22 protein-coding genes are annotated in these 26537 nt (G+C 34.5%); 19 read left to right on the top strand and 3 right to left on the bottom strand.

The features are described from left to right. Nucleotides 1-62 precede the first annotated feature (62 nt). Nucleotides 63-1379 (top strand): leucine-rich repeat protein, encoded by a 1317-nt coding sequence (locus tag FYJ58_RS03340; protein ID WP_205839139.1) that lies wholly within the window; start codon nucleotides 63-65, stop codon nucleotides 1377-1379. A 61-nt stretch (nucleotides 1380-1440) separates the two neighbouring features. On the opposite strand, the gene FYJ58_RS03335 is transcribed toward FYJ58_RS03340, so the two are convergent. Then, a complete protein-coding gene (locus FYJ58_RS03335) occupies nucleotides 1441-3978 on the bottom strand; it encodes a hypothetical protein (RefSeq protein ID WP_154517205.1) in 2538 nt (845 codons plus the stop codon). A 211-nt stretch (nucleotides 3979-4189) separates the two neighbouring features. Here FYJ58_RS03335 and asnA point away from each other — a divergent pair, with 211 nt between their 5' ends. From asnA to FYJ58_RS03295, 8 genes are all read left to right on the top strand, one after another. Beyond that, nucleotides 4190-5200 (top strand): aspartate--ammonia ligase, encoded by a 1011-nt coding sequence (gene asnA, locus FYJ58_RS03330; RefSeq protein ID WP_154517202.1) that lies wholly within the window; start codon nucleotides 4190-4192, stop codon nucleotides 5198-5200. Nucleotides 5201-5258: 58 nt separating this feature from the next. Further along, a complete protein-coding gene (locus FYJ58_RS03325) occupies nucleotides 5259-5939 on the top strand; it encodes a TIGR00266 family protein (protein WP_154517199.1) in 681 nt (226 codons plus the stop codon). Nucleotides 5940-6190: 251 nt separating this feature from the next. After that, nucleotides 6191-8479, top strand: coding sequence for a leucine-rich repeat domain-containing protein (locus tag FYJ58_RS03320; protein WP_154517196.1), 2289 nt, complete (start codon nucleotides 6191-6193; stop codon nucleotides 8477-8479). Between the two features lie 494 nt (nucleotides 8480-8973). Continuing rightward, nucleotides 8974-10932, top strand: coding sequence for a methionine--tRNA ligase (gene metG, locus FYJ58_RS03315; RefSeq protein ID WP_154517193.1), 1959 nt, complete (start codon nucleotides 8974-8976; stop codon nucleotides 10930-10932). Nucleotides 10933-10951: 19 nt separating this feature from the next. Beyond that, nucleotides 10952-12418, top strand: coding sequence for a polysaccharide deacetylase family protein (locus tag FYJ58_RS03310; RefSeq protein ID WP_154517190.1), 1467 nt, complete (start codon nucleotides 10952-10954; stop codon nucleotides 12416-12418). 13 nt (nucleotides 12419-12431) lie between these two features. Then, a complete protein-coding gene (locus FYJ58_RS03305) occupies nucleotides 12432-13199 on the top strand; it encodes a TatD family hydrolase (RefSeq protein WP_154517187.1) in 768 nt (255 codons plus the stop codon). A gap of 12 nt (nucleotides 13200-13211) precedes the next feature. Further along, complete coding sequence (gene rsmA, locus FYJ58_RS03300) at nucleotides 13212-14075, top strand: 16S rRNA (adenine(1518)-N(6)/adenine(1519)-N(6))-dimethyltransferase RsmA (RefSeq protein ID WP_154517184.1); 864 nt, start codon at nucleotides 13212-13214, stop codon at nucleotides 14073-14075. 25 nt (nucleotides 14076-14100) lie between these two features. Further along, nucleotides 14101-16434, top strand: a complete 2334-nt coding sequence (locus tag FYJ58_RS03295) for a PBP1A family penicillin-binding protein (RefSeq protein WP_154517181.1) — start codon at nucleotides 14101-14103, stop codon at nucleotides 16432-16434. A gap of 54 nt (nucleotides 16435-16488) precedes the next feature. On the opposite strand, the gene FYJ58_RS03290 is transcribed toward FYJ58_RS03295, so the two are convergent. Continuing rightward, nucleotides 16489-17310 (bottom strand): adaptor protein MecA, encoded by an 822-nt coding sequence (locus FYJ58_RS03290; protein ID WP_154517178.1) that lies wholly within the window; start codon nucleotides 17308-17310, stop codon nucleotides 16489-16491. Between the two features lie 204 nt (nucleotides 17311-17514). Here FYJ58_RS03290 and FYJ58_RS03285 point away from each other — a divergent pair, with 204 nt between their 5' ends. The 10 genes from FYJ58_RS03285 (at nucleotide 17515) to FYJ58_RS03240 (ending at nucleotide 26193) form a co-directional block, all read left to right on the top strand. Further along, nucleotides 17515-18882, top strand: a complete 1368-nt coding sequence (locus FYJ58_RS03285) for a serine/threonine-protein kinase (RefSeq protein WP_154517175.1) — start codon at nucleotides 17515-17517, stop codon at nucleotides 18880-18882. Continuing rightward, the gene (locus tag FYJ58_RS03280) at nucleotides 18876-19406 is read left to right on the top strand and encodes a hypothetical protein (protein WP_205839138.1); all 531 of its coding nucleotides are present in this window, start codon (nucleotides 18876-18878) and stop codon (nucleotides 19404-19406) included. Before FYJ58_RS03285 ends, FYJ58_RS03280 begins: the two co-directional genes overlap by 7 nt. 15 nt (nucleotides 19407-19421) lie before the next feature. Then, a complete protein-coding gene (locus FYJ58_RS03275; protein ID WP_154517169.1) occupies nucleotides 19422-20303 on the top strand; it encodes a hypothetical protein in 882 nt (293 codons plus the stop codon). Nucleotides 20304-20426: 123 nt separating this feature from the next. Beyond that, a complete protein-coding gene (locus tag FYJ58_RS03270) occupies nucleotides 20427-20669 on the top strand; it encodes a hypothetical protein (RefSeq protein WP_154517166.1) in 243 nt (80 codons plus the stop codon). A 157-nt stretch (nucleotides 20670-20826) separates the two neighbouring features. After that, entirely contained in the window at nucleotides 20827-21369 is a 543-nt protein-coding gene (locus FYJ58_RS03265; RefSeq protein ID WP_154517163.1) for a TlpA disulfide reductase family protein, read from the top strand. Between the two features lie 84 nt (nucleotides 21370-21453). Further along, nucleotides 21454-23166 carry a glycosyl hydrolase family 18 protein gene (locus FYJ58_RS03260; RefSeq protein ID WP_154517160.1) on the top strand — a complete coding sequence of 571 codons (1713 nt, stop codon included), beginning with the start codon at nucleotides 21454-21456 and terminating at the stop codon, nucleotides 23164-23166. A 247-nt stretch (nucleotides 23167-23413) separates the two neighbouring features. Next, complete coding sequence (yqeC, locus tag FYJ58_RS03255; protein WP_154517157.1) at nucleotides 23414-24121, top strand: selenium cofactor biosynthesis protein YqeC; 708 nt, start codon at nucleotides 23414-23416, stop codon at nucleotides 24119-24121. Nucleotides 24122-24147: 26 nt separating this feature from the next. Beyond that, nucleotides 24148-24948, top strand: coding sequence for a selenium-dependent molybdenum cofactor biosynthesis protein YqeB (gene yqeB / locus FYJ58_RS03250; RefSeq protein WP_154517154.1), 801 nt, complete (start codon nucleotides 24148-24150; stop codon nucleotides 24946-24948). A 16-nt stretch (nucleotides 24949-24964) separates the two neighbouring features. Further along, complete coding sequence (yedF, locus tag FYJ58_RS03245) at nucleotides 24965-25576, top strand: sulfurtransferase-like selenium metabolism protein YedF (RefSeq protein WP_154517151.1); 612 nt, start codon at nucleotides 24965-24967, stop codon at nucleotides 25574-25576. A 17-nt stretch (nucleotides 25577-25593) separates the two neighbouring features. After that, nucleotides 25594-26193: a nucleotidyltransferase family protein gene (locus FYJ58_RS03240; protein WP_154517148.1), complete on the top strand. Its 600-nt coding sequence runs from the start codon at nucleotides 25594-25596 to the stop codon at nucleotides 26191-26193. Between the two features lie 8 nt (nucleotides 26194-26201). On the opposite strand, the gene FYJ58_RS03235 is transcribed toward FYJ58_RS03240, so the two are convergent. Further along, nucleotides 26202-26483 carry a DUF3343 domain-containing protein gene (locus FYJ58_RS03235; RefSeq protein WP_154517145.1) on the bottom strand — a complete coding sequence of 94 codons (282 nt, stop codon included), beginning with the start codon at nucleotides 26481-26483 and terminating at the stop codon, nucleotides 26202-26204. Between the last annotated feature and the right edge of the window lie 54 nt (nucleotides 26484-26537).

The raw sequence follows: 26537 nt of genomic DNA, 5'->3' as shown, positions 1-26537 counted from the left end.
TTGAAAAGAATTCCTTTTTATGGTATTATTACGTATATTATAGGGAAAGGAGAACTATGGAAATGTTCAAAAAAAATTTATTTACTATGCTAATTGCTACAGTGCTAATTTTATGTACACCAGCCACCATAAATGCTCAATGGGGTGGCTGGTATAATGGAGATACCTCTACTACGTGGCAGGGTGAAGATGGTGGAATCGGAGGAAATTTTGCCATTACGGATAATAAAGGAAGTTACAGATATAATCCTGGCAGTGATACTATATACTGTTTTCTTGATTTGATTCCACAACAAAAAATCAGAGATTTTTTAATTATCGAAGATTCTATGTTAGGTAAACCAGTTACAAACTTTTATTTCTGGGATCGTGAATTAATGGATGATGGAAATGTTTGTCCAACTCCTAAAATAGGAATTTATTTATCTGACAATATAACTAATTTAGAGCATAGCACATTTGCTAGATTTACAAATTCATATATTCATTTACCAAATGCTATAACAAATATACCAGACAACTTTTTCTATTGTCATAAACAATTAAAACGAATACAAATTCCAAACAATGTTAAAATAATTGGTACTGAGGCTTTTCAGAGTTGCTATCAGTTAAATTTTGTAAAAATTCCTTCTAACGTAATAGAAATACAATCTGGTGCATTTGCATATTGTAAAAATTTGACCCAATTATACATTCCTGGCAGTGTAAAAAAAATTGCAAATAATGCGTTTAAAGAGTGCAAGAAACTAACCATTTATTGTGAAAAAAACTCTTATGTCTATAACTATGCAAAGAACCATGGAATAAAAACTAAAATAGTATCCAACAAAAGCGTAAAATCAAAAAAATTAACAAATCTTTCATCTAAAATTCAAGTTGGGACTCAGGAAGCATATCTTTTATTTCCATTTATAGAGCCATTTTATGCAACGAATCAGAAACTTGCCTATATCAGTGAAGATCCTTCGATTGCAGAAGTAAATCAAAATGGAAAGGTAGAGGGAAAGAAAAAAGGAGAAACTACCATTACCGTTATGACAACAGACGGAAGTCATCTTGAAAAGAAAGTAAAAGTAACCGTAAAAAAAGGAGAAATTGCTTTAAACCCATACTTCTCTCTTTACCAATTGGAAAAAGGGACAACGGAATTTAATGTAGATGCTATGCTGTATAATAGAAATCCTAAGGCAACTTACCAAATTGAAAGTAGTGATTCTAAGATAGCTACTGCAAAAATAGAAAATGGAGCATTAAAAGTAACTGCCAAAAAACAGGGGAATACGGTTTTTGTAGTAACTGAAAACCAAGGAAAAACGAAAACTGAAATTGGATCGTTCCCAATTAGTGTGATTGATAAAGAAAAATTATCTTACTAAGTGGATAAAAACTCGGGAAAAAATCTAAAATGTGGATTTTACCCGAGTTTTTATAATATTATTATTTATTTGTTAATGTACGGTCAACATTAATTGTATTATATACATATACTTTTGCCATAGAACCGTCAGAAGGAGTACCTGTATTTACGATACTTTTAACGGTAACTGTATTAATATGAATCTTTTCTCCGGCTGCAACACTGATAGAATCACCGGTTAAACTAGTTCCGGTTGCAGTGCAGCTTTCAAATACACCATTTGATACAGATAAACACTCATTTACAAGTGCAAGTGCGTTGGTAACAGATTGTTCGGCTTCCAATTTTTTGATTGTGATATTTGGAACAGTCTGTGTATCTTTTAATACAAGAGAAGTAGTACTTGTTTTGGCAGTACCTGTATTGTCATAGTATTTTAGTGTAACAGTATAAGTTCCGACAGGTGCTTTTACACATTCGCCGACCGCATTCTTTTTAAATGATAATTTTAGCGGTGTAAATTCTAATTCTTTACCGGCAGAAAGTGCAACTTCTGTTTTAGAAGGATTTAAAGTTAAATCATTTAAGTAATATAGACCATTTCTTTGAATTGTTGCGGAAGTAAAGTCTGTATACTCAACAAATACACCATTGATGTATTTTGCCAGACGAACTTTTATGGATGGGTTTGTTTTTGTAGTCTGGTCGACTTTCATATCAAATGTTGGTGAAGTTACCTCTGCAACATATCCTACAGCACCTGTAGATGGCACTGCAGTAACAACTACAATGAAAGATGTGGTAATTGTTTTTTGACCACTAGTAATTGTAAATTTGTAATTATAAGTACCCGGTGTAGCAGTAATACCTGTTTTTATTGAAATTTGCTGTGTTGTTGGGTCATACGTAACAGGTAATGCTTTATTGGAGGTTTCTTGAAGCGTATAAGAAGCTCCACTTAAATCAACATTATTTCCATATTGGTCTTTTCCTGTAACAGTAATATATCTGGTGTAATCTGATTCATAAGAATTAGACATTGCTACAGAGTGAGAACTTAATGAAATACTATTTAAGGTACGTTTTCCTAAGATAGTTACAGCGAAGGAATAAGTAATTTCAGATTTCCCCTGAGAAGCCGTTACAATTACATTTACATTTCCCTCTTTTACTGGAACCATTTTACCATTTGAATTAACAATTAAGATTTCATCATTTGTTGAAGTATAGGAAATCTTTTCATAATTGATTACCGTATTATTTTCATCAAAAGCACAAAAATGTGCATATCCGGATTCATCAAGAGAAATATTTGTGTTTGACTTAAAATCAGAAGCTTTAAAATCAGGTTCAGAGGAATCTCCTGTTATTGTAAATTTATAAGAAGATGCTTCTTCTGCTGTTAATGCAACACATGTAATTTTCTGAGTGGCAGTAAATTTTGTACCATCAGAAGTTGTGTATGTAATTGTAATCGAAGCTTCTTTTCCTTCTTTTGTCATGAATAATTTGTTATCGGATGTTATGTAACCATTAGGAATTTCTCCATCAAAGGTTACTGTTCCGGTAACAGCTGATTTTACATCCATTCCATTTTCATCGTATAAAGCATACTCCAAATCAGCTGCTTTGTTAGCAGGAACTGTTGTTGTTAGTAATTTAACTTCTTTTACAGCTCCTACACTGGCGTTGATTGTCTTAGCAAATGAACCATATGTAACAGTGTAAACAGTAGCGTCTTTAAAATTGGTGTGAGTTGTTATCGTTGCTGTTTTTCCATCGGCTGAGAACTTGATTGATTTAGGAATTAATGTAGAAGTTCCGGCTGAAGCGCGAACGGAAAAATCAGAAGCTTTTACCGTATTTTTTACATTTGTATTAAAAGTAGCAGTAAACTGGTTGGCAGCAATTTGGTTGACAGAAACTAAAGAAGTACCAACCGTAATTGTTTTACTTTCTTTGGCTAAATCGGTTCCTGTTTTGCTGTTTCTGGCAGTTGCCGTAATTGTATAAAGACCTGCTTTGGATGGAGTAAATACACCATCTTCTGTAATTTCAGAAGAGTAATCCTGACCGGATTTATCTTCTACACTCCAATAAACGTTGCTTGTTGTATTGGCAGGTTCTAATGAGGCATCAAAATCATAGGATGCTCCAAGAGAAAGACTGTCAAGGTCAGAATTTATTTTGGAAGTATCCATTGAAAGAGAAGCAGCCTGTACTTTTAGTGCTACCGTATCTTTTACTGTTTTTACTAATTTGTTTTTTGTATTATATACGTTTGCAGTAATAACCGCTTTTTTGCCTTTGATAGAAGCGGAGTTTGAATTAAAAGTAACTTTTGTACTGGATGTTGTTTTTGCAACCGTTGCAGATTTTTTGGAAAATTTAATATATTTTTTTCCTGTTCCAGTGGCAGACCATTTTACTTTGTAACCTTTTTTTAAATTTTGTACCGTATAAGTATAAACACCCTTTGCCTTTGTATTTTCATATAAGCTTGAACGGCAAAGTTTAAAAGCAGGTGCGGCAGCAGCTTTTGTCTGTAGTGGAACAGATGTCAGTAACAGAGCAAAAGCAGTAATGACAGCACATGCTTTTATCATTTTTTGTTTCATCTTTTTCTTCCTCCTTAAATATAGATAAATATTTGTATCCATATTATAGGTGAAATGGAAAAGTTTCGCAATCCTAATTATTTGAAATCAGGCAATTTAATAAAATTGTAAGAAGAATGAATTTGTTGTAAAAAAAAGAATGACGCATAAGGTATTTTATGTTAAAATAGAAAACTATAAATAAAAAGTTAAGAAATCAGGAGGTTTTATTATGGGACAAATGATGATTCCAAAAGGATATCAGTCAGAATTGAATTTGCATGACACTCAGGTAGGAATAAAAACAGTAAAAGATTTTTTTCAGAAATTATTGGCCGAACGACTGAATCTTTTGCGTGTTACAGCACCATTGTTTGTTGATCCTGCCTCCGGCTTAAATGATAATCTTAATGGAGTGGAACGTCCGGTTTCCTTTGGCATCAAAGAGCAAAATGATGCAGCAGCAGAAATTGTACATTCTTTAGCAAAATGGAAACGATATGCACTTAAGAAATATGGATTTTGTTATGGTGAGGGACTTTATACAGATATGAATGCAATCCGGAGAGATGAGGATACGGATAATATTCACTCTATTTTTGTTGACCAGTGGGACTGGGAGAAGATTATTAAAAAAGAAGAAAGAAATATTGATACATTGAAAGATACAGTAAAAACGGTCTATAAGGTTTTACGAAAGACAGAAAAATATATGGCAATTCAATATGACTATATTGAAGAGATTTTGCCACATGATATTTTCTTTATTACAACACAAGAATTGGAGGATAAATATCCCGGTTGTACACCAAAAGAACGGGAATATGCGATTGCAAAGGAAAAAGGTGCTGTCTGCCTGATGCAGATTGGTGATGTATTAGCATCTGGTGAGCGACATGACGGAAGAGCACCAGACTATGATGACTGGGCTTTGAATGCAGATATTATTGTATATTATCCTGTGTTAGACATTGCATTAGAATTATCTTCGATGGGAGTTCGTGTAGACAAAGAGGCATTATTAAGCCAGCTTAAGAAAAGTGGTTGTGAAGAAAGAAAAGAGCTTCCATATCAAAAAGCAATTTTAGCGGATGAGCTTCCATTTACAATTGGAGGAGGAATTGGACAGTCCAGAATCTGTATGTTTTTCTTGCGAAAAGCTCATATTGGAGAAGTACAGTCTTCCCTATGGCCGGAACAGATGGTTTTAGAGGCAAAAGAAAAGGGAATTCAGTTATTATAGTATCAGTTTGTTATAGTTAGAGGCAGCTTATCACGAAGGATAAGAGAAAGGAGCAAAAATGAGATATCATGTATTAGGTGACACAATGCCAGCAGTGGAGGTAACTTTTGATCGTGCAGGAGAAAGTATGTATACTCAGTCAGGCGGTATGGCATGGATGACAGAAGGAATCCGCATGGATACTAATATGAAAGGCGGATTAATGAAAAGTTTTGGAAGAATGTTTTCAGGTGAGTCTTTGTTTATGGCAACTTATACTGCTGAAAGAGAAGATGCGATGATTGCATTTGCTTCTACTGTTGCGGGTGAAATTCTTCCGGTTGATGTTGGGGCATGTGGAGGAATGATTTGCCAAAAAGGAGCATTTTTATGTGCAGAACAAACTGTTAATTTATCAATAAGTTTTACAAAGAAATTATCATCCGGTTTATTTGGAGGAGAAGGATTTATTTTACAGGACATTTCAGGAAGTGGAATGGTATTTTTAGAGATTGATGGAAATAAAGTAGAAAAAACGCTGGCACCAGGTGAAGTAATAAAAGTAGATACGGGAAATGTAGTTGCGTTTGAAAAAACAGTTTCTTATGAGATAGAAACAGTAAAAGGTCTTAAAAACATATTTCTTGGAGGAGAGGGATTATTTTTAACGAAATTGACAGGTCCCGGAAAGGTTATTTTACAGACTCAGAATTTTAATGAATTTGCCGGAAGAATTATAAGCCTGATACCTTCGAAATAATGAGTTTTTAGATAGTTATTTAAGTTTATTCATAGAAAGATGCTGCAAAATTAATTTAAGCTGTAACCGGATTCTGAATTAAGATTTCGTGCATGGCTTGTTATAAATAGAATTTTGCAGCATCTTTTTGTATATAAAATAAAAGGTTAAATTTTGCAGATAAAAGAACGAAATACATAGTATGAAAAAAATAATTTTATGGATAATATTATAGGTTAAGTTATACGGAAGGAGAGGAAGAATATAATAAAATGAGCAAATTACAAAAATACATATTCTCTGGCATTTATTTTAGTATTTTGATTCTAATGTGTAATTTAGGGACAGTAGAAAGTGAAGCAAAAGAAATGGATAATTTTGTTGTCAATGATGGAATTTTAGTAAAATATACAGGAACAGAAACCGAAATTGAGATACCGGATTATGTAAATGCCATTGGGAAAAAAGCATTTTATAATAATCAGATAATAACAAGCGTTATAATTCCTAAAAATGTGAAAAAAATAGGAAATGCAGCGTTTTATAACTGCAAACGTTTACAGGAAGTTAAATTGGAACAAGGTGTTGAAGTAATTGGAGAAGAAGCATTTTATCATTGTATTGGGGTGCAAAAGATTGAATTTCCTAAGACGATAAAAAATATCAAAGATTCTGCTTTTGAGAAGTGTAAAAGACTTTCAAAAATAACATTTCCAGATAAAAACATTTTGTTTGGTGAATGTGTTTTTTCGGGGATTAAACGAGGAAATGGCGGTGAGTTTGGCGAATATGTGATAGCAAACAAAAATACATTAATTCAATATATTGAATCAGCGGTGCAAGAGGAGATTATTATTCCTGATTTTGTCCGTGCAATTCAGACAGAGGCATTTTCTTTGTCTGGAGAAGTATATAAGATAACAATTCCGGGAACGGTTTCTACGATACAGGAGGGAATATTTGGTACAACCGAGGTACAAGAAATTATAATAAAAGATGGAACAAAAGAATTGGAGGATTCTGCTTTTGAAGATTGTGATAATTTGGAGCAGATTACAGTTCCTTCCAGTGTGAGTGTAATTGGAAAAAATTTATTTCCAAAAGAAAATAAGGATATTGTTACCATTCGTTGTGAGAAAAAATCTCCTATTTATTATTATGGAAAAAAGAATGGTTACAATGTTGAGGTAATAGAAAATTCTAATTTGCCTGTTACCATGAAAGCAAAACAGGGTGTGGTAAACCAGAATGTAGGGGAAGAAGAACAGTTTCAGATAAAAAATGGGATTTTGCTTAAATACGATGGAACGAAGCAAGCTATTACGATTCCTGAAGGGGTTAAGGCAATTGGTAATCGGGCGTTTGCAGGAAATCATTATTTAGAAAAAGTAACGTTACCTGATACGATAGAGAAATTAGGAGATGGAGTATTTGAAGGCTGTATCAATTTAGAAGAAGTTAGAATGTCAGTTGGATTAAAATCGATGGGGATTTCCTGTTTTAAAGATTGTACTAATTTATATTCTATTTCTTCATGGCCGAGTCAAATTAGCAGGATACCGGACAATACATTTATGGGAAGTGGATTGAAGCAGTTTGATTTTTCAGGAATAGAGCAAATTGGAAAAATGGCCTTTGCCTCATGCAATTATTTGAAATATATCAGTGGTGGAGAACAAGTAAAGTTTATTGGTCAGATGGCATTTTATGGAACAGAGTGGCTAGAAAAAGACCAACAAAATATTTTTTTAGGACATGTCTATGTAAAAAATAATGGACAAGAGGCAACGGTTACGATTCCAGAAGGTGTTACGATGATTTATGAAAATGCGTTTCGTAATAATCAAAATCTTAGGGAGGTAAGACTTCCTTCTTCGGTGTATTTGATTGGAGATAGTGCATTTTTCAATTGCAAACGATTGAAAACGGTAGAGGTTAAAGAAGGGCTAAAGTCGATTGGTGAGGAGGCATTTCGTCATTGTATTTCTTTAGAATCTATTTTATTTCCGGATTCAATTGAGAAAATACAATCGTATGCGTTTGCTGAGTGTAGAAGCCTGTCAGAGTATCAATTTCCAGAAAACGATATTGAATTTGGAGAAAATGTTTTTTATGGAGTAGAGCAGGGAAATGCAGGTGAGTTCAATGAGTTTATCGTAGCAAATCATAATACATTAATTGCCTATGTAGATTCTGCAAACGAAGAAGAAATTAGAATTCCTAAAGGGGTTGAAAAAATCGGATTAAATGTTTTTCAAACTTACCATATAATAGGAACACTTTATATCCCTGGTACAGTGAAAACAATTCAAATTGGCAGTTTTGAATATCCTGAAATATCTAATATTATTTTAGAAAACGGAGTAAAGGAAATTGGAAATCTTGCGTTTTATCATTGTACGACGGATAAGATTACAATTCCAAATAGTGTAGAAAAAATAGAATCTCTTTTGGTGTGGAAAAAGAATATAAGGGATGTAGTTATTGCATGTGAAAAAAATTCGTTTGCGTATGAATACGCGAAAAGGAATAATATTACAATCCAATTACAATTCTATTAACCTTTCCTATCGCTCTTGACAAACAATAAATTTCAGCATAGACTAAGGAATATATGAGAATTTATTGTGAAGAATATAAAATAAATATAATGTAAGAATAAATGCAATGAAGAGAAGAGTAGTCTGTGAAGCGAGGACAGAGAACCCTGGAAGCTGAGAATGGGGATGAGTGGAGCAGATGAAGATGGACTTGGAGCAGAATAGCCAAGAAGGTTAACTTTTAAGCTATTCCGGAAGCATCCGTTAGCATGCAGACTGTGAAATGCAGTTTTTGAGGTCTAAGGTCGAAAGACATAGGCGAATTAAAGTGGTAACACGGGATTTTCTCGTCTTTAAAGTATTTTTAAAGGCGAGTTTTTTACATTATTTATAATTATTTTATAAGATGCGGCAGAAGCCGGGAGAAGATAGCATAGATAGAAATAGTTAAATTTTACTAGAGGAAACAAAGGGAATACTATGTTAGAATAAGACGAGAAAAAGGAGAAATAAAAATGGAAAAGAAACCATATTATTTAACAACAGCAATTGCATACACATCGGGAAAGCCTCATATTGGTAACACTTATGAAGCTGTGTTAGCAGACAGTATTGCCAGATTCAAACGTCTTGAAGGATATGATGTACGTTTTCAGACAGGGACAGATGAACATGGTCAAAAGATTGAATTAAAAGCAGAAGAAGCTAATATTACGCCAAAAGAATTTGTAGATAATGTATCAGGTGAGATTAAGACAATTTGGGATTTAATGAATACATCTTATGACAAATTTATTCGTACGACCGACAGTTATCATGAAAAACAAGTTCAGAAGATTTTTAAGAAACTATATGAGCAGGGAGATATTTACAAAGGTTATTACGAAGGAATGTATTGTACACCTTGTGAATCCTTTTTTACATCCTCCCAGTTGGTAGACGGAAAATGCCCGGATTGCGGAAGGGAATGTCAGCCTGCTAAAGAGGAAGCTTATTTCTTAAAGTTAAGCAAATATACCGATCGTTTAATCGAGCATATCAATAGTCATCCTGAATTTATTCAGCCGGAATCAAGAAAAAATGAGATGATGAATAATTTCTTATTGCCGGGACTTCAGGATTTATGTGTGTCCAGAACATCTTTTAAATGGGGAATTCCGGTAGATTTTGATGACAAGCATGTAGTCTATGTATGGATTGACGCATTAAGTAATTATATTACAGGCCTGGGATACGACTTAGATGGAAATAGTGATGAATTATTCGACAAATTCTGGCCAGCTGACTTGCATTTGATTGGAAAGGACATTTTGCGTTTCCATACAATTTATTGGCCAATTATGTTAATGGCACTTGACTTACCACTTCCAAAGCAGATTTTTGGTCATCCATGGCTGCTTCAAGGTGATGGAAAGATGAGTAAATCAAAAGGTAATGTAATTTATGCCGATGATTTAGTAGATTTATTTGGAGTTGATGCGGTTCGTTATTTTGTTCTCCATGAAATGCCATTTGATAACGATGGAGTTATTACTTGGGAACTTATGGTTGAGAGAATGAATTCTGATCTTGCTAATACATTGGGAAATTTAGTAAACAGAACAATTTCTATGTCAAATAAATATTTTGAAGGTATTGTGAACAATCGTAATGTGACAGAGGAAGTTGACAAGGAACTGATTGAAATTGCGGTAAACACAGCAAAACGTGTTCAGGATAAGATGGAAGACCTTCGGATTGCAGATGCTATTTCTGAAATTTTCACATTATTTAAACGTTGTAACAAATATATTGATGAAACAATGCCTTGGGCATTGGCAAAAGATGAGGCCCAAAAAGCCCGTTTGGAAACGGTTTTATACAATCTGATTGAAAGCATTTCAATTGGAGCTAATTTGTTAGAGCCATTTATGCCGGAAACTTCAGTTAAAATTTTAGAGGAGATTCATGCTCCTAAGAGAGAGTTTAGTGATCTTACAAGATTTGGTGCATACGAATCCGGAACGAAAGTAGAAGAAAAACCGGAGATTTTATTTGCAAGACTGGATGTCAAGGAAGTAATGGAAAAAGTAGAAGCATTACAGGAAGCTTATAAAAAAGAAGCAGAACCAAAGCAAGAAGAGCCAGTTATTGATATTGAACCAAAAGATGAGATTACTTATGAAGACTTTATGAAAATGCAGTTCCAGGTAGGCGAGATTATTGCCTGTGAGGAAGTGCCAAAGTCTAAAAAATTACTTTGCTCTAAAGTTCGTGTAGGAAGCGAAGTGAAACAAATTGTATCAGGAATAAAGCAACATTATACAGCAGAAGAAATGGTAGGGAAGAAAGTAATGGTATTGGTTAATCTGAAACCTGCCAAACTTGCCGGTGTATTATCAGAAGGAATGTTATTATGTGCAGAAAATGAAAAAGGTGAGCTTGCACTAATGGCACCAGAAAAGGATATGCCTGCCGGAGCCGAAATCTGCTAAATAAGAGATGGGATAGAGAATGAATAAAAAAGTTAATGTAATAATTATGGGAATACTGCTTGTTTGTGGTGTAGTATTAATTCCCTGTTTAAGTAAATCCGTGGAATGGCGGGAAAAAGCTGAGGAACAGGATAATGTTATTACTGTTCAGGCACAGGACGAACAAAAAGGAGAGTTTATAAAAGGGGCTTTTTCGTATCATGTACTGAAAAAAGGAAAGACCGATGAGGTTGAAATAACTGGTTTGGTAAAGAATGTCAAAGATGTTAAGATTCCTTTTGAAGTAACAGATTCAAAGGGTAGTAAATATAAAGTTACTGCCCTTGCGAATGGAGCATTTGCTAAGAATAAAGCAATTGAATCAATAACTATTTCGTCCGGAGTCAGAACAATAAAGGAAAATGTGTTTGTTGGTTGTAAAAATTTAAAGAAAGTTACAGTTGCAAAAGAAAATCCAAACTATAAGGTGGTTGATAATACACTGTATACAAAAAGTGGAAAGACTTTGGTTGCAGTTATTGATACCGGTGTTTATTATTTAATTCCAAAAGGAGTTATAAAAGTAAAAGAAGGTGCCTTTGTATATTGTAAAAATTTAAAGAAGGTCATTTTTCCAGCTACAATCGAGGAAATTGGACGATTATTTGAGTCATCTTGCCCAAGTTTAAAGCAAGTTGTTTTCCGTGGCGAAAAGGTCGCAAATATGGTGAAAAGCGGAGAAATGGCTACTCTTAAGGGGCATGAGAAAATTGAAATCGTTGTTCCAAATGGAAAAAAGGCAGTTTATAAAAAAAAGTTGCAACCGATTTATGAACAATCTAAATTGTCAATGGTAGAAGATAAAAATACCGATAAAAAGAAGGTATATCTTACATTTGACGATGGTCCAAGTGAAAATACAGAAAAGATTCTTGAAATATTAGATAAATATAATGCTAAAGCAACATTTTTTGTATTAGGAAAAACAGATAAATTTTCTATGGATGAATATCGTAAGATTGTTGAGAAAGGGCATACAATAGGTGTTCATTCTACATCCCATCAATATAAGATCGTATATAAATCGTTAGATTCTTTAAAAAAGGATTACATAACGACGAGGGATATCGTGTGGAAAGCGACAGGGATTAAGCCAACGCTTTATCGTTTTCCGGGAGGAAGCAGTAATAGTTATTGTGCTGGGAAAAAGATTCAAAAATATATGAAGTATTTTAACGATACAGGCGTTGTATATGTGGATTGGAATGCTTCCAATGAAGATGCAACCGGACGTTATTATACAGCGGCAGGCTTGACACAAAATGCTGTCAGGACGGTACAAAGAGCAGGTTCTGTTCCTGTTGTATTGATGCATGATGCGGCAGCAAAGAAGAAAACAGTTGAATCACTTCCGGGTCTTATAAAACAACTTCAGAGTATGGGTTATTCATGCGAGGCATTGGATGAGTATGTTCCACCGGTACAACACAGAAAAGTAACAAAATAAGGATGGAAAATAGATGATATTTGAAAGTCATGCACATTATGAAGATGAGAGATTTAAAGAAGATCAAAAAGAACTATTGGAAAGCTTTCCTTTAAACGGAATAGGATATGTAGTAAATGTAAGCTCTAGCATAGATACAATTAAAAAGACGCTGGAGCTTACCAGCCAGTATCAATTTATTTATGGTGCGGTTGGTATTCATCCTGAGATGGCAGAGGAAATAACGGATGAAAGTTTATCGTTTATAAAAGAGTCGGCAATCAAATCAAAAATTGTTTCAATTGGAGAGATTGGGCTGGATTATTATTGGGATGAACCAGGACGTCCGATTCAAAAAAAGGCATTTGAGCAACAAATTGATTTGGCAAAAGAGCTTTCTCTACCTATGATTATCCATAGCAGGGACGCTGCAAAGGATACGCTTGATATTATGAATTCATGTAAAGCTGAAGAGGCCGGCGGTGTAATTCATTGTTTTTCTTACAGTAAAGAAATTGCAAGAGAATTTTTGAATAAGGGCTATTATATTGGAGTCGGTGGTGTTGTTACATTTAAAAATGGGAAAAAGCTTCGGGAAGTAGTAGAATATGCACCATTAGAATCGATTTTACTTGAAACAGATTGCCCTTATATGGCACCTGAGCCACATCGTGGAACAAGAAATTCATCTTTAAATCTTACTTATATTGCCAAAGAGATTGCCAAAATAAAAGGAATCGGGTATGATAAGGTAATAGAGGTAACAGAAAAAAATGCAAAAGCAATGTATTGCATAGAATGAAAGAGGTAATAAATGGCTTCATTAGGAATACCACAAAATACGATTGCCGTATTACAGAAATATAATTTTAATTTTCAAAAAAAGTTTGGTCAAAACTTTTTAATTGATACACATGTATTAGATAAAATTATTGATGCGGCAGGGATTACAAAAAATGATTTTGTATTAGAAATCGGTCCTGGTATCGGAACAATGACACAATATCTCTGCGAGCATGCAAGAGAGGTAGTAGCAGTTGAGATTGATAAGAATTTGATACCAATTCTTGAGGATACGTTGTCGGACTATGATAATGTATCTGTTATCAATGAAGATGTATTAAAGTTGAATCTGGATGAGCTTGTCAGGGAAAAAAATGATGGACAACCGATTAAAGTTGTAGCAAATCTTCCATATTATATTACAACGCCTATTATTATGGGACTGTTTGAAAGTCATGTTCCACTTCAAAACATTACTGTTATGGTACAAAAAGAAGTGGCGGACCGTATGCAAGTTGGTCCGGGGACAAAGGATTATGGTGCATTGTCACTGGCGGTTCAATATTATGCAAGACCGGAAATAGTAGCAAATGTTCCACCAAATTGTTTTATGCCAAGACCAAAGGTTGGTTCTGCAGTAATCCGCCTTACTTGTCATCAGGTGCCACCGGTGGAGGCAGAAGATGAAAAACTTATGTTTAAGGTTATACGGGCTTCCTTTAACCAGCGTCGGAAGACATTAGTAAATGGGTTAAATAATTCTCCGGATATTCCGATAACAAAAGAAGAAATTGTAAGGATACTTGAAGCGATGCAGCTGCCTCTTACAATTCGTGGAGAAGCGCTTACATTGCAGCAATTTGCGGAATTAAGTAACCGAATGAAACATATATAATCTATCTTTTAAAGAAGGAAAATCTATGGCAAAGAAGAAAAAAGAGAAGAAGATGACGAAGGCTCGTTATCGAATGAGATTGATACGAAAGATACTATTACTTTTATTGTTGATTACGATACTTTTAGTCGGCGTTGTACTTTACCTTGCTTATGGGAGAGATATTATAGCATACCATGATGAGGCAAAAAGGCTTATCGCTACTTCCAGCACAGAGACATTTCGCCAATCAGAAACCAGTCTGGTATATGATGCAAATGGAAAACAGCTGGCAACATTAAAGGGTGAAAAGGATGTTTATTATCTTGCTTATGAGGATATACCAGAGTATGTAAAGCAGGCGATGATATCCATTGAGGATAAAAAGTTTGAGAAACATAAAGGAATTGATATTAAAGGTATCATAAGAGCTTTAAAAGCGTATGTTGTCCATAGGGGAGAAATTACCCAGGGAGCAAGTACAATTACCCAGCAGTTGAGCCGAAATATATTTTTAACACATGAAGTAAGCTGGGAACGAAAGGTGAAAGAGATGTTTATTGCTCTTGAGATGGAGAAGAAATATACAAAATCTCAAATTTTAGAGTTTTATTTAAATAACATCTATTTTGGAAATGGATACTATGGAATTCAGGCTGCAAGTAAAGGATATTTTAGTAAAACAGCAGATAAACTTACACTTGGAGAAATAACATTCCTTTGTGCGATTCCAAATAATCCAACGTTGTATGATCCGTTAGTAAATTATGATAATACAATTAAACGTAAAAACCGTATTATCGACCAAATGTATGAGGACGGGAAAATATCAGAAGCAGAGCTAAATTCTGCAAAAGGCGAAACTGTTACACTGAATGTAAAGAAAAAGAAAAAGAAGAATACTTATATTGAAACTTATGTTTATAACTGTGCAGTACGGGCATTAATGGAAAAACAGGGGTTTGTATTCCGCTACTCCTTTGAATCAGATGAAGAGAGGGACCGTTATGAGGAAAGATACGATGAAGTATATGCAATGTGTCAGCAATCTTTATTTAGTGCCGGATACCGAATTTATACATCGATTGATCCAAGTAAACAAAAGCAGTTGCAAGAATCTGTTGATAATGCACTGGAAGGATTTCAAGATAAAAGTGATGAGGGAATTTATAAACTTCAGGGGGCAGCAACTTGTATTGACAATGAAACAGGAAGAGTTGTTGCAATTGTAGGAGGTCGTTCCCAGAAAACAGCGGGTTATACGTTGAATCGTGCATTCCAAAGTTATCGTCAACCTGGTAGTGCAATTAAGCCTTTGATTGTATATACACCAATTCTTGAAAAAGGCTATCGTCCTGATACAATGGTTGATGACAAACGGACGGAAGATGGTCCAAGAAATGCCAGTGGTACTTATGAGGGTAAGATTACACTTCGTAAAGCGGTAGAAAAGTCAAAGAATACCGTTGCATGGGAATTATTTAAACAACTGACTCCACGCGTTGGACTGCAATACTTATTAGATATGGATTTTGCAAAAATCGAGGCAAATGATTATTATCCTGCAGCATCTTTAGGGGGCTTTACAAAAGGAACAAGTACAGTAGAGATGGCTTCTGGTTTTGCAGCAATTGAAAATGATGGTAAGTTTCGAAAACCAACTTGTATTGTGAAAATTAAGGATTCACAGGGTGATACAATTGTTGAGGATAAGACGGAAACAAGAGATATTTATGAAACAGAAGCATCCAGAATGATGACAAATATTTTAGAGGGTGTTTTCACAAATGGAACCGGTCGGGGATTAGGTTTATCGAATATGTCTGCAGCAGGTAAGACAGGAACAACGTCTGATAAAAAGGATGGCTGGTTTGTTGGATATACACCATATTATACAACGAGTGTATGGGTTGGATACGATATTCCTCAAACACTTAGTAATTTGTCTGGTGCCAGCTATCCCGGAACAATTTGGCATAACTTTATGGAGGCAATTCATATGGATTTGCCGAACAGAGAGTTTCCAGCTTATGCAGGTGCTTCAAAGAGTGAAGATAAAGTTAATACGGAGGATGATGATGCAGAGGAGGAAACAATCCAGGATGAGGTTACAGAAGAGGAAACAATTCCGGAATTGGAAGATCCAGAAGAAGAGGATACGGAAGAGGAGAAACCAATTGAGACGACACCTCCGCCAACGAAAAAACCTGACACCAGTACAGAAGATGAAAATAATTCGGATGATAACGAAGTGGAGGAACCTACGGAGGATGAGAATACGCCTAGTGAACCTGTGGCAAGTGAGGATCCAGGTGGGCAGACCCCGGATGAAAACTCAGGCGGTAACCAGACTCCAGAGAGCAATACAGGGCAGGAATAATCATAAATAAAACAGCGGGAAAACAAATTTTGTTTTCCCGCTGTTTTATTTATTTTACATCACACATAGTATCTGAATTGCTTTGTTTTTTACAATACATTCAAAGTGTTCCTCATAGTAAGCTGGAGTAGCATAAGTTGTACGTTCAGCCTTACCGTATTCTGAAATGATATTGCATACTTTGTTAAATTCTTCTGGTGTATGTTCTGATTTGTCAATGACAAGATAATAAGCTTTGCGTATTGGGTCTTTATACAGACTATTTACACCGTCATATGTGTGTGCAATATGTTCGGCAAGAACAATGACTTCTTCTAAATTGTGAAAAGAAAATACCTTTGTCAGGTTAGTCTGAACGGACACAGGTTTTAACGTTTCTTCATTTTTCGTTTTCTTTGTTTTTTTACCAGAAATTGCTTCTGGAAGTGGGATGAAATCTATCTGTTCATTATCATTATCTTCGGTTTTAGTTGAATCATCGACTACACCATCAATTAACTCATTTAACTGGTCAAAACAGTTAAGAACCTCATCAGCATAGGCGGTATCGTCATCATCATCTTCAATCGTGAATTCATTATCATCTTGTTCAGGAGAGAACTTAGAAAAACGGGTGTCTAATTCATCTGGGTCTTCGACCTTTGTAATAACTAAGATAAGACACTCAGAAGAAACAGGTATTGCCTCAATCATAAGAGGAATATCATCTGCTTCAAAACCAAATTGGTAAGATGCCTGTTGAATCATATCCCGGAATAATGCTTTGGCCTTCTCAGTTCCATATGCAAGTTCACTGATACGAAGTTCTCTATCTACTAAATCCTTTTTGCTTAAAGTGCAACGAATCTGATTATCACTGATTTTTTCTATCTTCATATTAATCACATCCTTTTATATTATATCGGCCTATCTGTGATTGTAAACAAGTATAATTTAAAATTAAGCTAAAGTCAACTAAATCTGATAGTAATAATGACCAAATCTTCGAAAAAATCTTAGTAAATTAGACAACGAAAATTTGATTGAAAAGATTTGGAAAATCATTTATAATAATAGTACGGCGTAAGGCAGTGGAAAGGAGTGTGTCATTACTACATTATATGGTTTGATAAGTATCATGTTATTAAAATATTAGCAGATAACAAGTATCGAACAATTTATCTTACAGAACATGTTAAGCTTAACTGCTACAGGGTTGTAAAGCGAATCAGAAAAACTTTGTGTATGCAGGAATCTTTTAAAAATGAGGTAACAAGCTTAAGAAATCTTAAACACCCCAATATCCCAATAATATATGATATTGAAGAAGACGAAGATTATTACTATATTATTGAGGAATTTATCGAGGGCGAATCTTTAAGAGCTTATCGGCTCAATCATGGTTTCATAACAGAAAGTAAAGTTTTAGATTTTACAATTCAGCTATGTGATGTAATAGATACATTACATTCGAGTAAAGAATCCATTTTATATTTAGATTTAAAACCCAATAATATAATTATTTGTAAAGACGTTCTTAAGTTAATTGATTTTGGAGCAGCAATTTTAGAAAAAGAAGTTGATTTGCGTTGTAGATCATTTGGAACGAAAGGCTATGCTGCACCAGAACAATACGGTCTGCAAAATATTGATAAACGAAGTGATATATACGGAATAGGAAGTGTACTGTTCTTTCTTATGACAGGTTGTTCTTTTACAGATAAAAAGGAAAGCTTTCAAAAGATACGAAAAACCAATTTGTATTCTGTTAAATTAAAGCAAGTGCTTTATCGATGTCTACAATTTAATCCCTCCCGGCGGTATTCATCGGTAGAAGTATTGCGGACGCAATTACAAAAAATACAGGACAGGCAAAATAATATACTGCCGATTACGCCGATTCAAATTGTAATTGCCGGAGCAGAACATAGAATGGGAGTGACCTATTTTAGTATTATGTTAACCGTTTATTTGAATCAATATGTAGGAAAAACATTATATATTGAAACAGGAAATCAACAGGTTGTATATGCAATAAAAGAACAGCTTGGGGAACAAAAAAATTTTTTTGCCGTATCGGGTGATCCGGCAGAACTAATCGAAAAATATAGTGGCTATTTATTTTACATTTGTGACTATGGAATCTGGACAGAAGAAAAAGAACAAAGATGGAAGTACGATGAGTTGTTTCTTTTAATCGGGAAACAGCCATGGGAACGGAAAGTTAGTCAAAAAATGATTTCTCATTTTATGGAACAGGCATTTTATTTTATTCCGAAAGAAACTTCGTATAGGAGTAAAATTTTGTTTCAAGAAATTAGGAACGGACATCTATTTCAGATTCCATATCAAATGAATCCATTCCTTGTGCAAAAAGAACAGATAAAATTTATGGAGGAATGTATTAACAAGATACCATGTTTTGTTGGTCACAAAAAAAGAAAATTAGTAAGAAGATTGCATTGGTAGGGTTAGAGCACGGAGCAGGAACCACTCATGTTGGCGTGCTTTTAGCTGATTATTTCCGGCAAAATCAAGGTGCAAGAACAGCATATATCGAATGTAATAAGACGAGTGCATTTTCTAAGCTTCAAGAGTGTCTTTATGGATATCAGAGAAAGTGTTTTCAAATACAGAGAGTTGATTACTATATAGGTGGATCAGAGCAACAGTTAGAAGCGTTGTTTGGTAAGAATTATGACTATTTTATTTTGGATTTTGGAATAGAACTTAAAAATAACGAAGAAAAAATTAAAAGCTGTGAAGAAAGGCTTTTTATTGGTAATCTCGAACGGTGGGAACAAAAGGATTATATTTGTTTTGGCAGGCAGTATCAGGAATATAATTGGACGTTTGTATGTAATCTTGGAAGAAAAGACATAGCACATAATGTAGAAAAAAATCTGCATAAAAAGCTTTACAAAATAGGATATCAGCCGATTTCTCAGCCGTTAACAAGAGAAGTTGAGCAGTTCTTTTACAGTTTGAGGTAAGAGAGGTGTCAATTTATGAGATTTATAAAAAGCGGAAATAAAAATAACAGAAAAAAAATAATTGCTGTTGGTATTTTATCCATAGTAGTTGCGCTTTTGACAATTAAAACTTTAATAAAAAAAGAAATTCCCTTAACTTTTTGGGGCAATAAAAACAAGTTGCAAACTATGGATAGTGATAAGGTTCAAGGGTATCGTGCAGTTAGAAAGCTGAGAGCTGGAGAAGCAATAAAAGAATCAGATATCGAGGCTGTTTTATGTAGTAGAGAAGAGAAGCCAGCCAGTTTGGGCGAAATTTTAGAAAGTAAAACAAGAATTAGTCTGGCACCCGGACTCCTACTGACTCAATTAAATTTAAGTAACAAAGAAAAATTAGCAGATGATATAAGAATACATAATTTTCCATATATTCGATTAACAAACAGGATGAAAAAAGGTGATTATATTGATGTCAGAATTTCTTTTTCAAATGGAGGCGATTTTGTAGTACTTTCTAAGAAGAAAATAGAGGATTTAACATTTATGGATACCGAAGGAACAAAAGCAAACTCCTTATGGTTGAATATAACAGAAGAAGAGCTTCTAAGGTTATCAAGTGCGGTTGTAGATGCATATTTGAATGAAGGGTGTCAGATTTATGCAATTCAGTATATTGATAATTCTCAGAAACCGGCAGTAATTAATTATTCAGTAAGTCCTTTCGTACATCAGCTGATGCGGGATAATCCCAATATTACAAAGAGAGCAGAAAATGTAATCGAATGGAAACTTTGGGAGGAATATAAAAGAAAGGAAGAACAGCAGAAAAAATGGTTAAATCCAGAAGGTAGTCTTGGAAAAAATGAGAACTTAACATTTGAGGCATATCCAGAAGACAATACAAAAAAAGTTTTTTGATAACAAAAATGAAGAAAACAGTAGAACTTGTATAAATCTACTCACAATTATCCTTCTTATCATCTATGTTACATAGGAAAGAAGTGTCTGCAGTGATACTGTTTTAGGGACGAGGGAGAAAAAATGGACAAATATAAAAAGGACATAAATGAGGCACAAATAAAATGGATTTTACAAGAAATAAAAAAGGCAAGAGCACAGGGAATGGAAGTTATGATTGATGGAATTTATTGTAAAAATCCAGAAGAAGAAAAAACTTTATTGGTTGTTCGGGAAGAAGAAACTTTTATGCAAGATTATATAGGAGATGATAATGGAAATATAATAGGGATTGCATTTGATAAAATTAAGATTAAAAATAAATAATAGTACAGGACCTTAAAAGAGAGGGGCTGTCGTACTAAGTGATTAGTGCGCAGCCCCTTTTGTCAGATTAAATGGGAAATCTTGTTTTTGTGAAACGAATATTATGGTATAATAAAAATAAAACTGTTAAAGAGTGCAAAGTGTATGGGAGGATAAAATGAAAAAAGTAATAATAGTGGTAATGGTAGTAGCAATCGTTTCTCTATTGGTATATGGAGGTTCTGAGCGCAGAGCGGTTAATGATATATTTCAAAATATGGACACTACGGATATGAACGGGAGAAAAGTAACAACGGAAATATTTAAGAATAACAAACTTACAGTTGTAAATGTATGGATGACATGGTGTACTTCTTGCATTGAGGAATTGCCAGATTTGCAAGAGCTGGCTGATGAGTATCAGAAGAAGAATGTTTCGTTCAAAGGTTTGATTATTGAATATGGAAGAGATGCAAAAAGGAAAAGTGGGCTTACAGAGAAAGAAAAAAAATATGCAGAAGAGATTTTGAAAAAGGCAAATGTTACATATCAGCAATTAACTTTAAGTGATTCCATGTTTGAGCGTTTTGAAGCGATTAATGGTTTTCCGATTACTTATATTTTAGACCAAAAAGGAAAGCTAGTGGGAAAACCAATTGCAGGAGCCCACTCAAAAGAGGAATGGAAAGAAATTATTGAAGAGAGATTGCAGAAGGTATAAAAAGTAAAATGACAAATACATAATGACGCCGTACAAAAAAAGTGTTATAATGTCGAAAGAGTGATTTAGAAAAGGAGGCCAAGGATGGAGAGCAAGAAACAAACAGCGAAAACAGCATTTTTGTTATTATGTTTGGTTGTTCTTATTATTGCAGTTGTTTTTATTGTAAAAAAATATACACCAAGTAAAGAAACAATGGAACTTACAAAGTATTATCCTGTTGATACAGGAAAGATTATGCTAGTAATGCAGGATGAGGTTTATGAAGAGCAGGGACTATATAAAGACGGAATGGTATATGTTGACATTAATACAATTCAAAAATATTTCAACCATAGATTTTATTGGGATGCCAATGAGAATATTTTAATTTATACGACGCCAAATGAAATTATTAAGACAGAAGTTGGAAGCAAATATTACTATATTAATAAGAGTAAAACAAACGTTGATTACCAGATTGTTAAGACGGATGGTGAAAAAACATATGTTGCGATTGACTATGTAAAATTATATACCAATCTGGAATATAAAATTTATAAGAATCCAAACCGTATTGTGTTCCGATATAAATGGAATGAAAAATACAGTTATTCCGAAATAAAGAAAGAAGCGGCACTTCGTACAAAAGACAGTATTAAAAGTCCGATTTTATATACATTGGAGCCGGGCGAAAAAGTTTATTATACACCGGTTGCAAAAGATGAAACCATTGATTCTGCTTTTGCAAAGGTAATTACAAAAGATGGTATTGTGGGATATATTAAAGTGAATCGTATCTCTGATAAGAAGACAAAGATGCTAAAAAATGACTATAAAGAGGTTGCTTATCCACACATTACAAAGGATTATAAGATTAATATGGTATGGCACCAAGTAACAAATCAGGATGCCAATGAGGGAATTTTGAACCTTTTGAATAATACAAAGGGCGTTACGACAGTATCACCTACCTGGTTTGCATTGACTGACAGTAAGGGAAATATTAGCTCTCTTGCAAGTGAACGATATGTGCAGAGAGCACATAATGCCGGTGTTGAAGTCTGGGCATTATGTAATGATTTTGACAGTCAGAATGTTAATATGGTTGAATTACTTTCTTATACATCGAGAAGAGAGCGTTTGATTAATGAATTGATTGCCAATGCGATTAAATACAATTTAGATGGTATTAATATTGACTTTGAGCGGATTACAAATGATGCAGGAGAACATTTTATTGAGTTTATTCGAGAGTTGTCTGTAAAATGCCGAAGTAATGGAGTTATTCTTTCGGTAGATAATTATGCACCTGGTTATACTGCTCAATACGACCGAAAAGAACAAGGAGAAGTAGTTGATTATGTTATTACAATGGCATATGATGAACATACGAGTGGTTCGAAAGAGAGCGGTTCTGTTGCATCCATTTCATTTGTAGATAATGCAATTCAAAAGACATTAGAAGAGGTGCCGGCAGATCGTACAATTATAGGTGTTCCTTTTTATACTCGACTTTGGAAAGAAACAAAAGAAGGAGATGAAACGAAAATCTCCAGCCAGGCCTATGGCATGGTTCAGGCTCAAAATGTGTTATCGGATTATCAGGTACAGCCAAAATGGGATGAAAAGACGAAACAATATTATGGGCAATTTGAAAAGGATGGAGCAGTCTATAAAATGTGGTTAGAAGAAGACGAGTCCATCGAAGAAAAAATGAAATTGATTGATAAGGCGAAAGTTGCCGGAGTTGCCGGATGGAAACTGGGACTTGAAAAGCCAAGTGTTTGGAATGTAATTGTAAAATATGTTAATTAAGTAATTAAAATTAAACCTATTCTTTTGATTAATCTGTCAGGTTGTTAAAATCAGAAGAATAGGTTATTTTATTTATCAGCAGACAAAATATGAAGTTTCATATATATTATAGATTTTTATAAAAGAGAAGACAGAGAGTCTTGATAATGGAAAGTATATTATGTACACTATTTTTTAGAAAGAGATAAATAAAATGGGCAAAAGTCTGTAAAATGCCTGGAGTCCGATATTTTAAAAGGAAGGGAATATGTTATTAAAAAAAACAAATTCGCCTGTTATTTCAGTTGTAGGTGCCGGAGGAAAGACATCTTTCATTTATAAAACAGCATCATGGTTTGTGAGTAAAGGCGAAAAAGTAATTATAACAACGACAACCCATATGCAAAAGCAAAACAAATGGAAGAACTCGTATAGTGGTTCATCTGAGGAGATTAGAAAGCTTTTAAAGACAGAGCAGATTATAGTTGCGGGTATTCCATGTGGAAATGGAAAAATAAAAGGATTAGAAAGAAAAACATTAGAGGAAATTACGGCATGGAATATTCCTGTTTTAATTGAAGCTGACGGGGCAAAGCACATGCCTTGCAAAGCACCAAGGGAACATGAACCGGTTATTATTCCGCAGACAAATGTGGTCGTTGCTGTGGCAGGGTTGGATGCAGTTCACAAACCAATTAAACAGGTATGTTATTGTTCAAAGGAAGTTGCAGCGATATTAAATTGTTCTGAAGAAAAAGTTTTAACTTGTGAAGATATTGTAACGTTAATGGCAGATTCGGACGGTATGCGAAAAGGTGTAACAGAAAATATGGATTACTGGGTTGTCCTTAACAAGGTGGATTCACCAGAGCAAGTTGCGGATGCAAGGGAAATAGAACGGCAGTTGAATCGAATCGGAATAAAACAGGTAAAAATATGTTCTTTGTTAAATGACATGTTTTATGATAGTAAATGAAAAGAAGGTTGGAAAAGAGGAGTTATATGAAAATTTTGATTAAAGGAGCAGGGGATTTAGCAACTGGGATCGGGTATCGTCTGTTTCGAAGCGGTTATGAGGTAATAATGACTGAAATTGCTGTGCCAACAGCTGTTCGGAGAACGGTATCATTTTCTAGAGCTGTGTATGAAGATGAGGCAGTTGTGGAAGGAGTCTGTGCGAAAAAAGCAGATAATTTAGAGCAGGCTTATGATTTAATAAGGCAAGGTGTGATACCGGTCTTGGTAGATGAAACAACAGAAATAAGAAAGCAATATTGTCCGGAAGTCTTGGTTGATGCAATTCTTGCCAAGCGAAATACGGGAACCTCTATAACGGATGCACCGCTTGTAATTGGAGTGGGACCCGGTTTTGTTGCTAAAATGGATTGCCACAAAGTAATAGAAACAAAACGGGGTCACTATTTAGGTTCTGTAATTGAAGATGGTGCAGCCATTCCTAATACAGGGATACCGGGGGATGTAGGAGGATACACGGTAGAACGAATTATAAGGGCTTCTGCAGATGGAATTTTTAAACCTGAAGTAGAAATTGGAGATACGGTTGAAAAAGGTCAGTGTGTGGCATATGTGAATGAAATACCGGTTTATGCTCAAATGTCCGGGATTGTACGTGGAATGTTACAGAATGGAGTAGCAGTGACAAAAGGCATGAAGTCGGGGGATATTGATGCCAGAAGCGTAAAAGAACATTGCTTTACGATATCGGATAAAGCACGGGCGATTGGCGGGGGAGTATTGGAAGCGGTCTGCCAATATGAGCATACCAGATTAATTAAAAATTAAGAAAGAAGGATGTAAAATGAGAGTAGTAGTAGATGCAGTTGGAAAGTCATGTCCAATTCCTGTTGTAATGACAAAAAAGGCAATTGATAAGGGAGCCGAAGAACTTTTAATAAAGGTTGATAATCAGATTGCCGTAGAGAACTTAAAGAAATTAGCCGACAGTACAGGTTTTTTGACAGAAGTGCATAAGAAAAAAGAGATTTATGAAGTCATTTTCTCGAAAGATTGTGAGTCTTGTAAACAGATTTTAGACGAAATAAGCAGTCCACAAAAACCAAATTTAGAGGGAATGCAAGACTATGTTGTATTTATCGGAAAAGAGTGGGTTGGAGATGGTGACCATGAATTAGGAAAAAATCTTATGAGAATGTACATTTATACATTGACCGAAGCAGAACAATTACCATCAGCTGTGTTGTTTATGAATGGTGGCGTAAAACTGCCTGTAGAGGATGAACAGGTTGTAGAGCATTTGAAAAAGCTTTCAGATATGGGCGTTGATATATTAGTTTGTGGCACTTGTCTAAACTTCTATGGAATTGCGGAACAATTAAAAATTGGTACGGTAAGTAATATGTATGACATTGCAGGGAGAATGACAAAGGCAGGCAAAGTTATTACAATTTAGAAGGTATCGCAAGAAAAATGAAAAAAAAATTAGGAGTCGTTTTGTTAGCGGCAGGCAATAGCAATCGGTATCATGGAAAAAAATTATTGGAAATGTTTCATGGTAAGCAAATGTACTTACATATCTTGGAAAAATTAGAAGTGCTTGATTGCACGGCTAAGGTTGTTGTAACACAGTATGAGATGATTGCAAGGGAAGCTGAGCGAAGAGGTTTTCACGTAGTTATAAATGAAAATCCACAGGAAGGAATTGCTCATTCGATTCATTTGGGGATGAATTATTTAAAAAAAACAAAAAATGTGGATGGAATTCTTTTTTCTGTCTGTGACCAGCCATTTTTGAAAATGGAGACATTGGAACGTTTAAAAAATGTATTTGAAAACGAAAATAACCGGCTGCTTTGTGCAGGATATCAGGGGAAAATGGGAAATCCGTGTATTATCGGAAAGGAATATTTTAATGAATTAATGAACCTGCAGGGAGATAAAGGAGGAAAGCGAATTTTACTGGAGCATCAAGAGGATGTACTTATTTTGGAAGTCGAAGAGATAGAGTTAATCGATGTTGATACAAGAGAACAGGCAATTTATTTACAGTCCAAAATAATCTCCGATTAAAAAGAAGTTTAAGAAGGAATGGGAGTTATTTGGTTGTCTTGAATATAGTAAAGTTGATAAAGATTAGAAGAAACACTTTGACTATCCATGAGTTTTATAATAGGGTAAGCCATTTCCTGTAGGGTTTGAGTTTCGTCAAGCTCAGTTAAATTAATACGAATGGAGATTCCACAGCTCTGAGATAATTCACGCAATGTGGGCATAATGCAAAAATTTATTTTTCCGGTCAGAAACTTTTGAGTTGATATTGCGGTGTGTGTGTTAGCAAATGTAATTAAAAAGTATGACATTATGATAGTCCTCCCAAGTATTTTAATGGTAATGTCGTAATATTTTATTGTTCT

Source organism: Velocimicrobium porci (assembly GCF_009696045.1).
In the GTDB taxonomy this organism is placed as follows: Bacteria; Bacillota; Clostridia; order Lachnospirales; family Lachnospiraceae; genus Velocimicrobium; species Velocimicrobium porci.
This window is presented reverse-complemented; position numbering and strand designations above follow the sequence as displayed.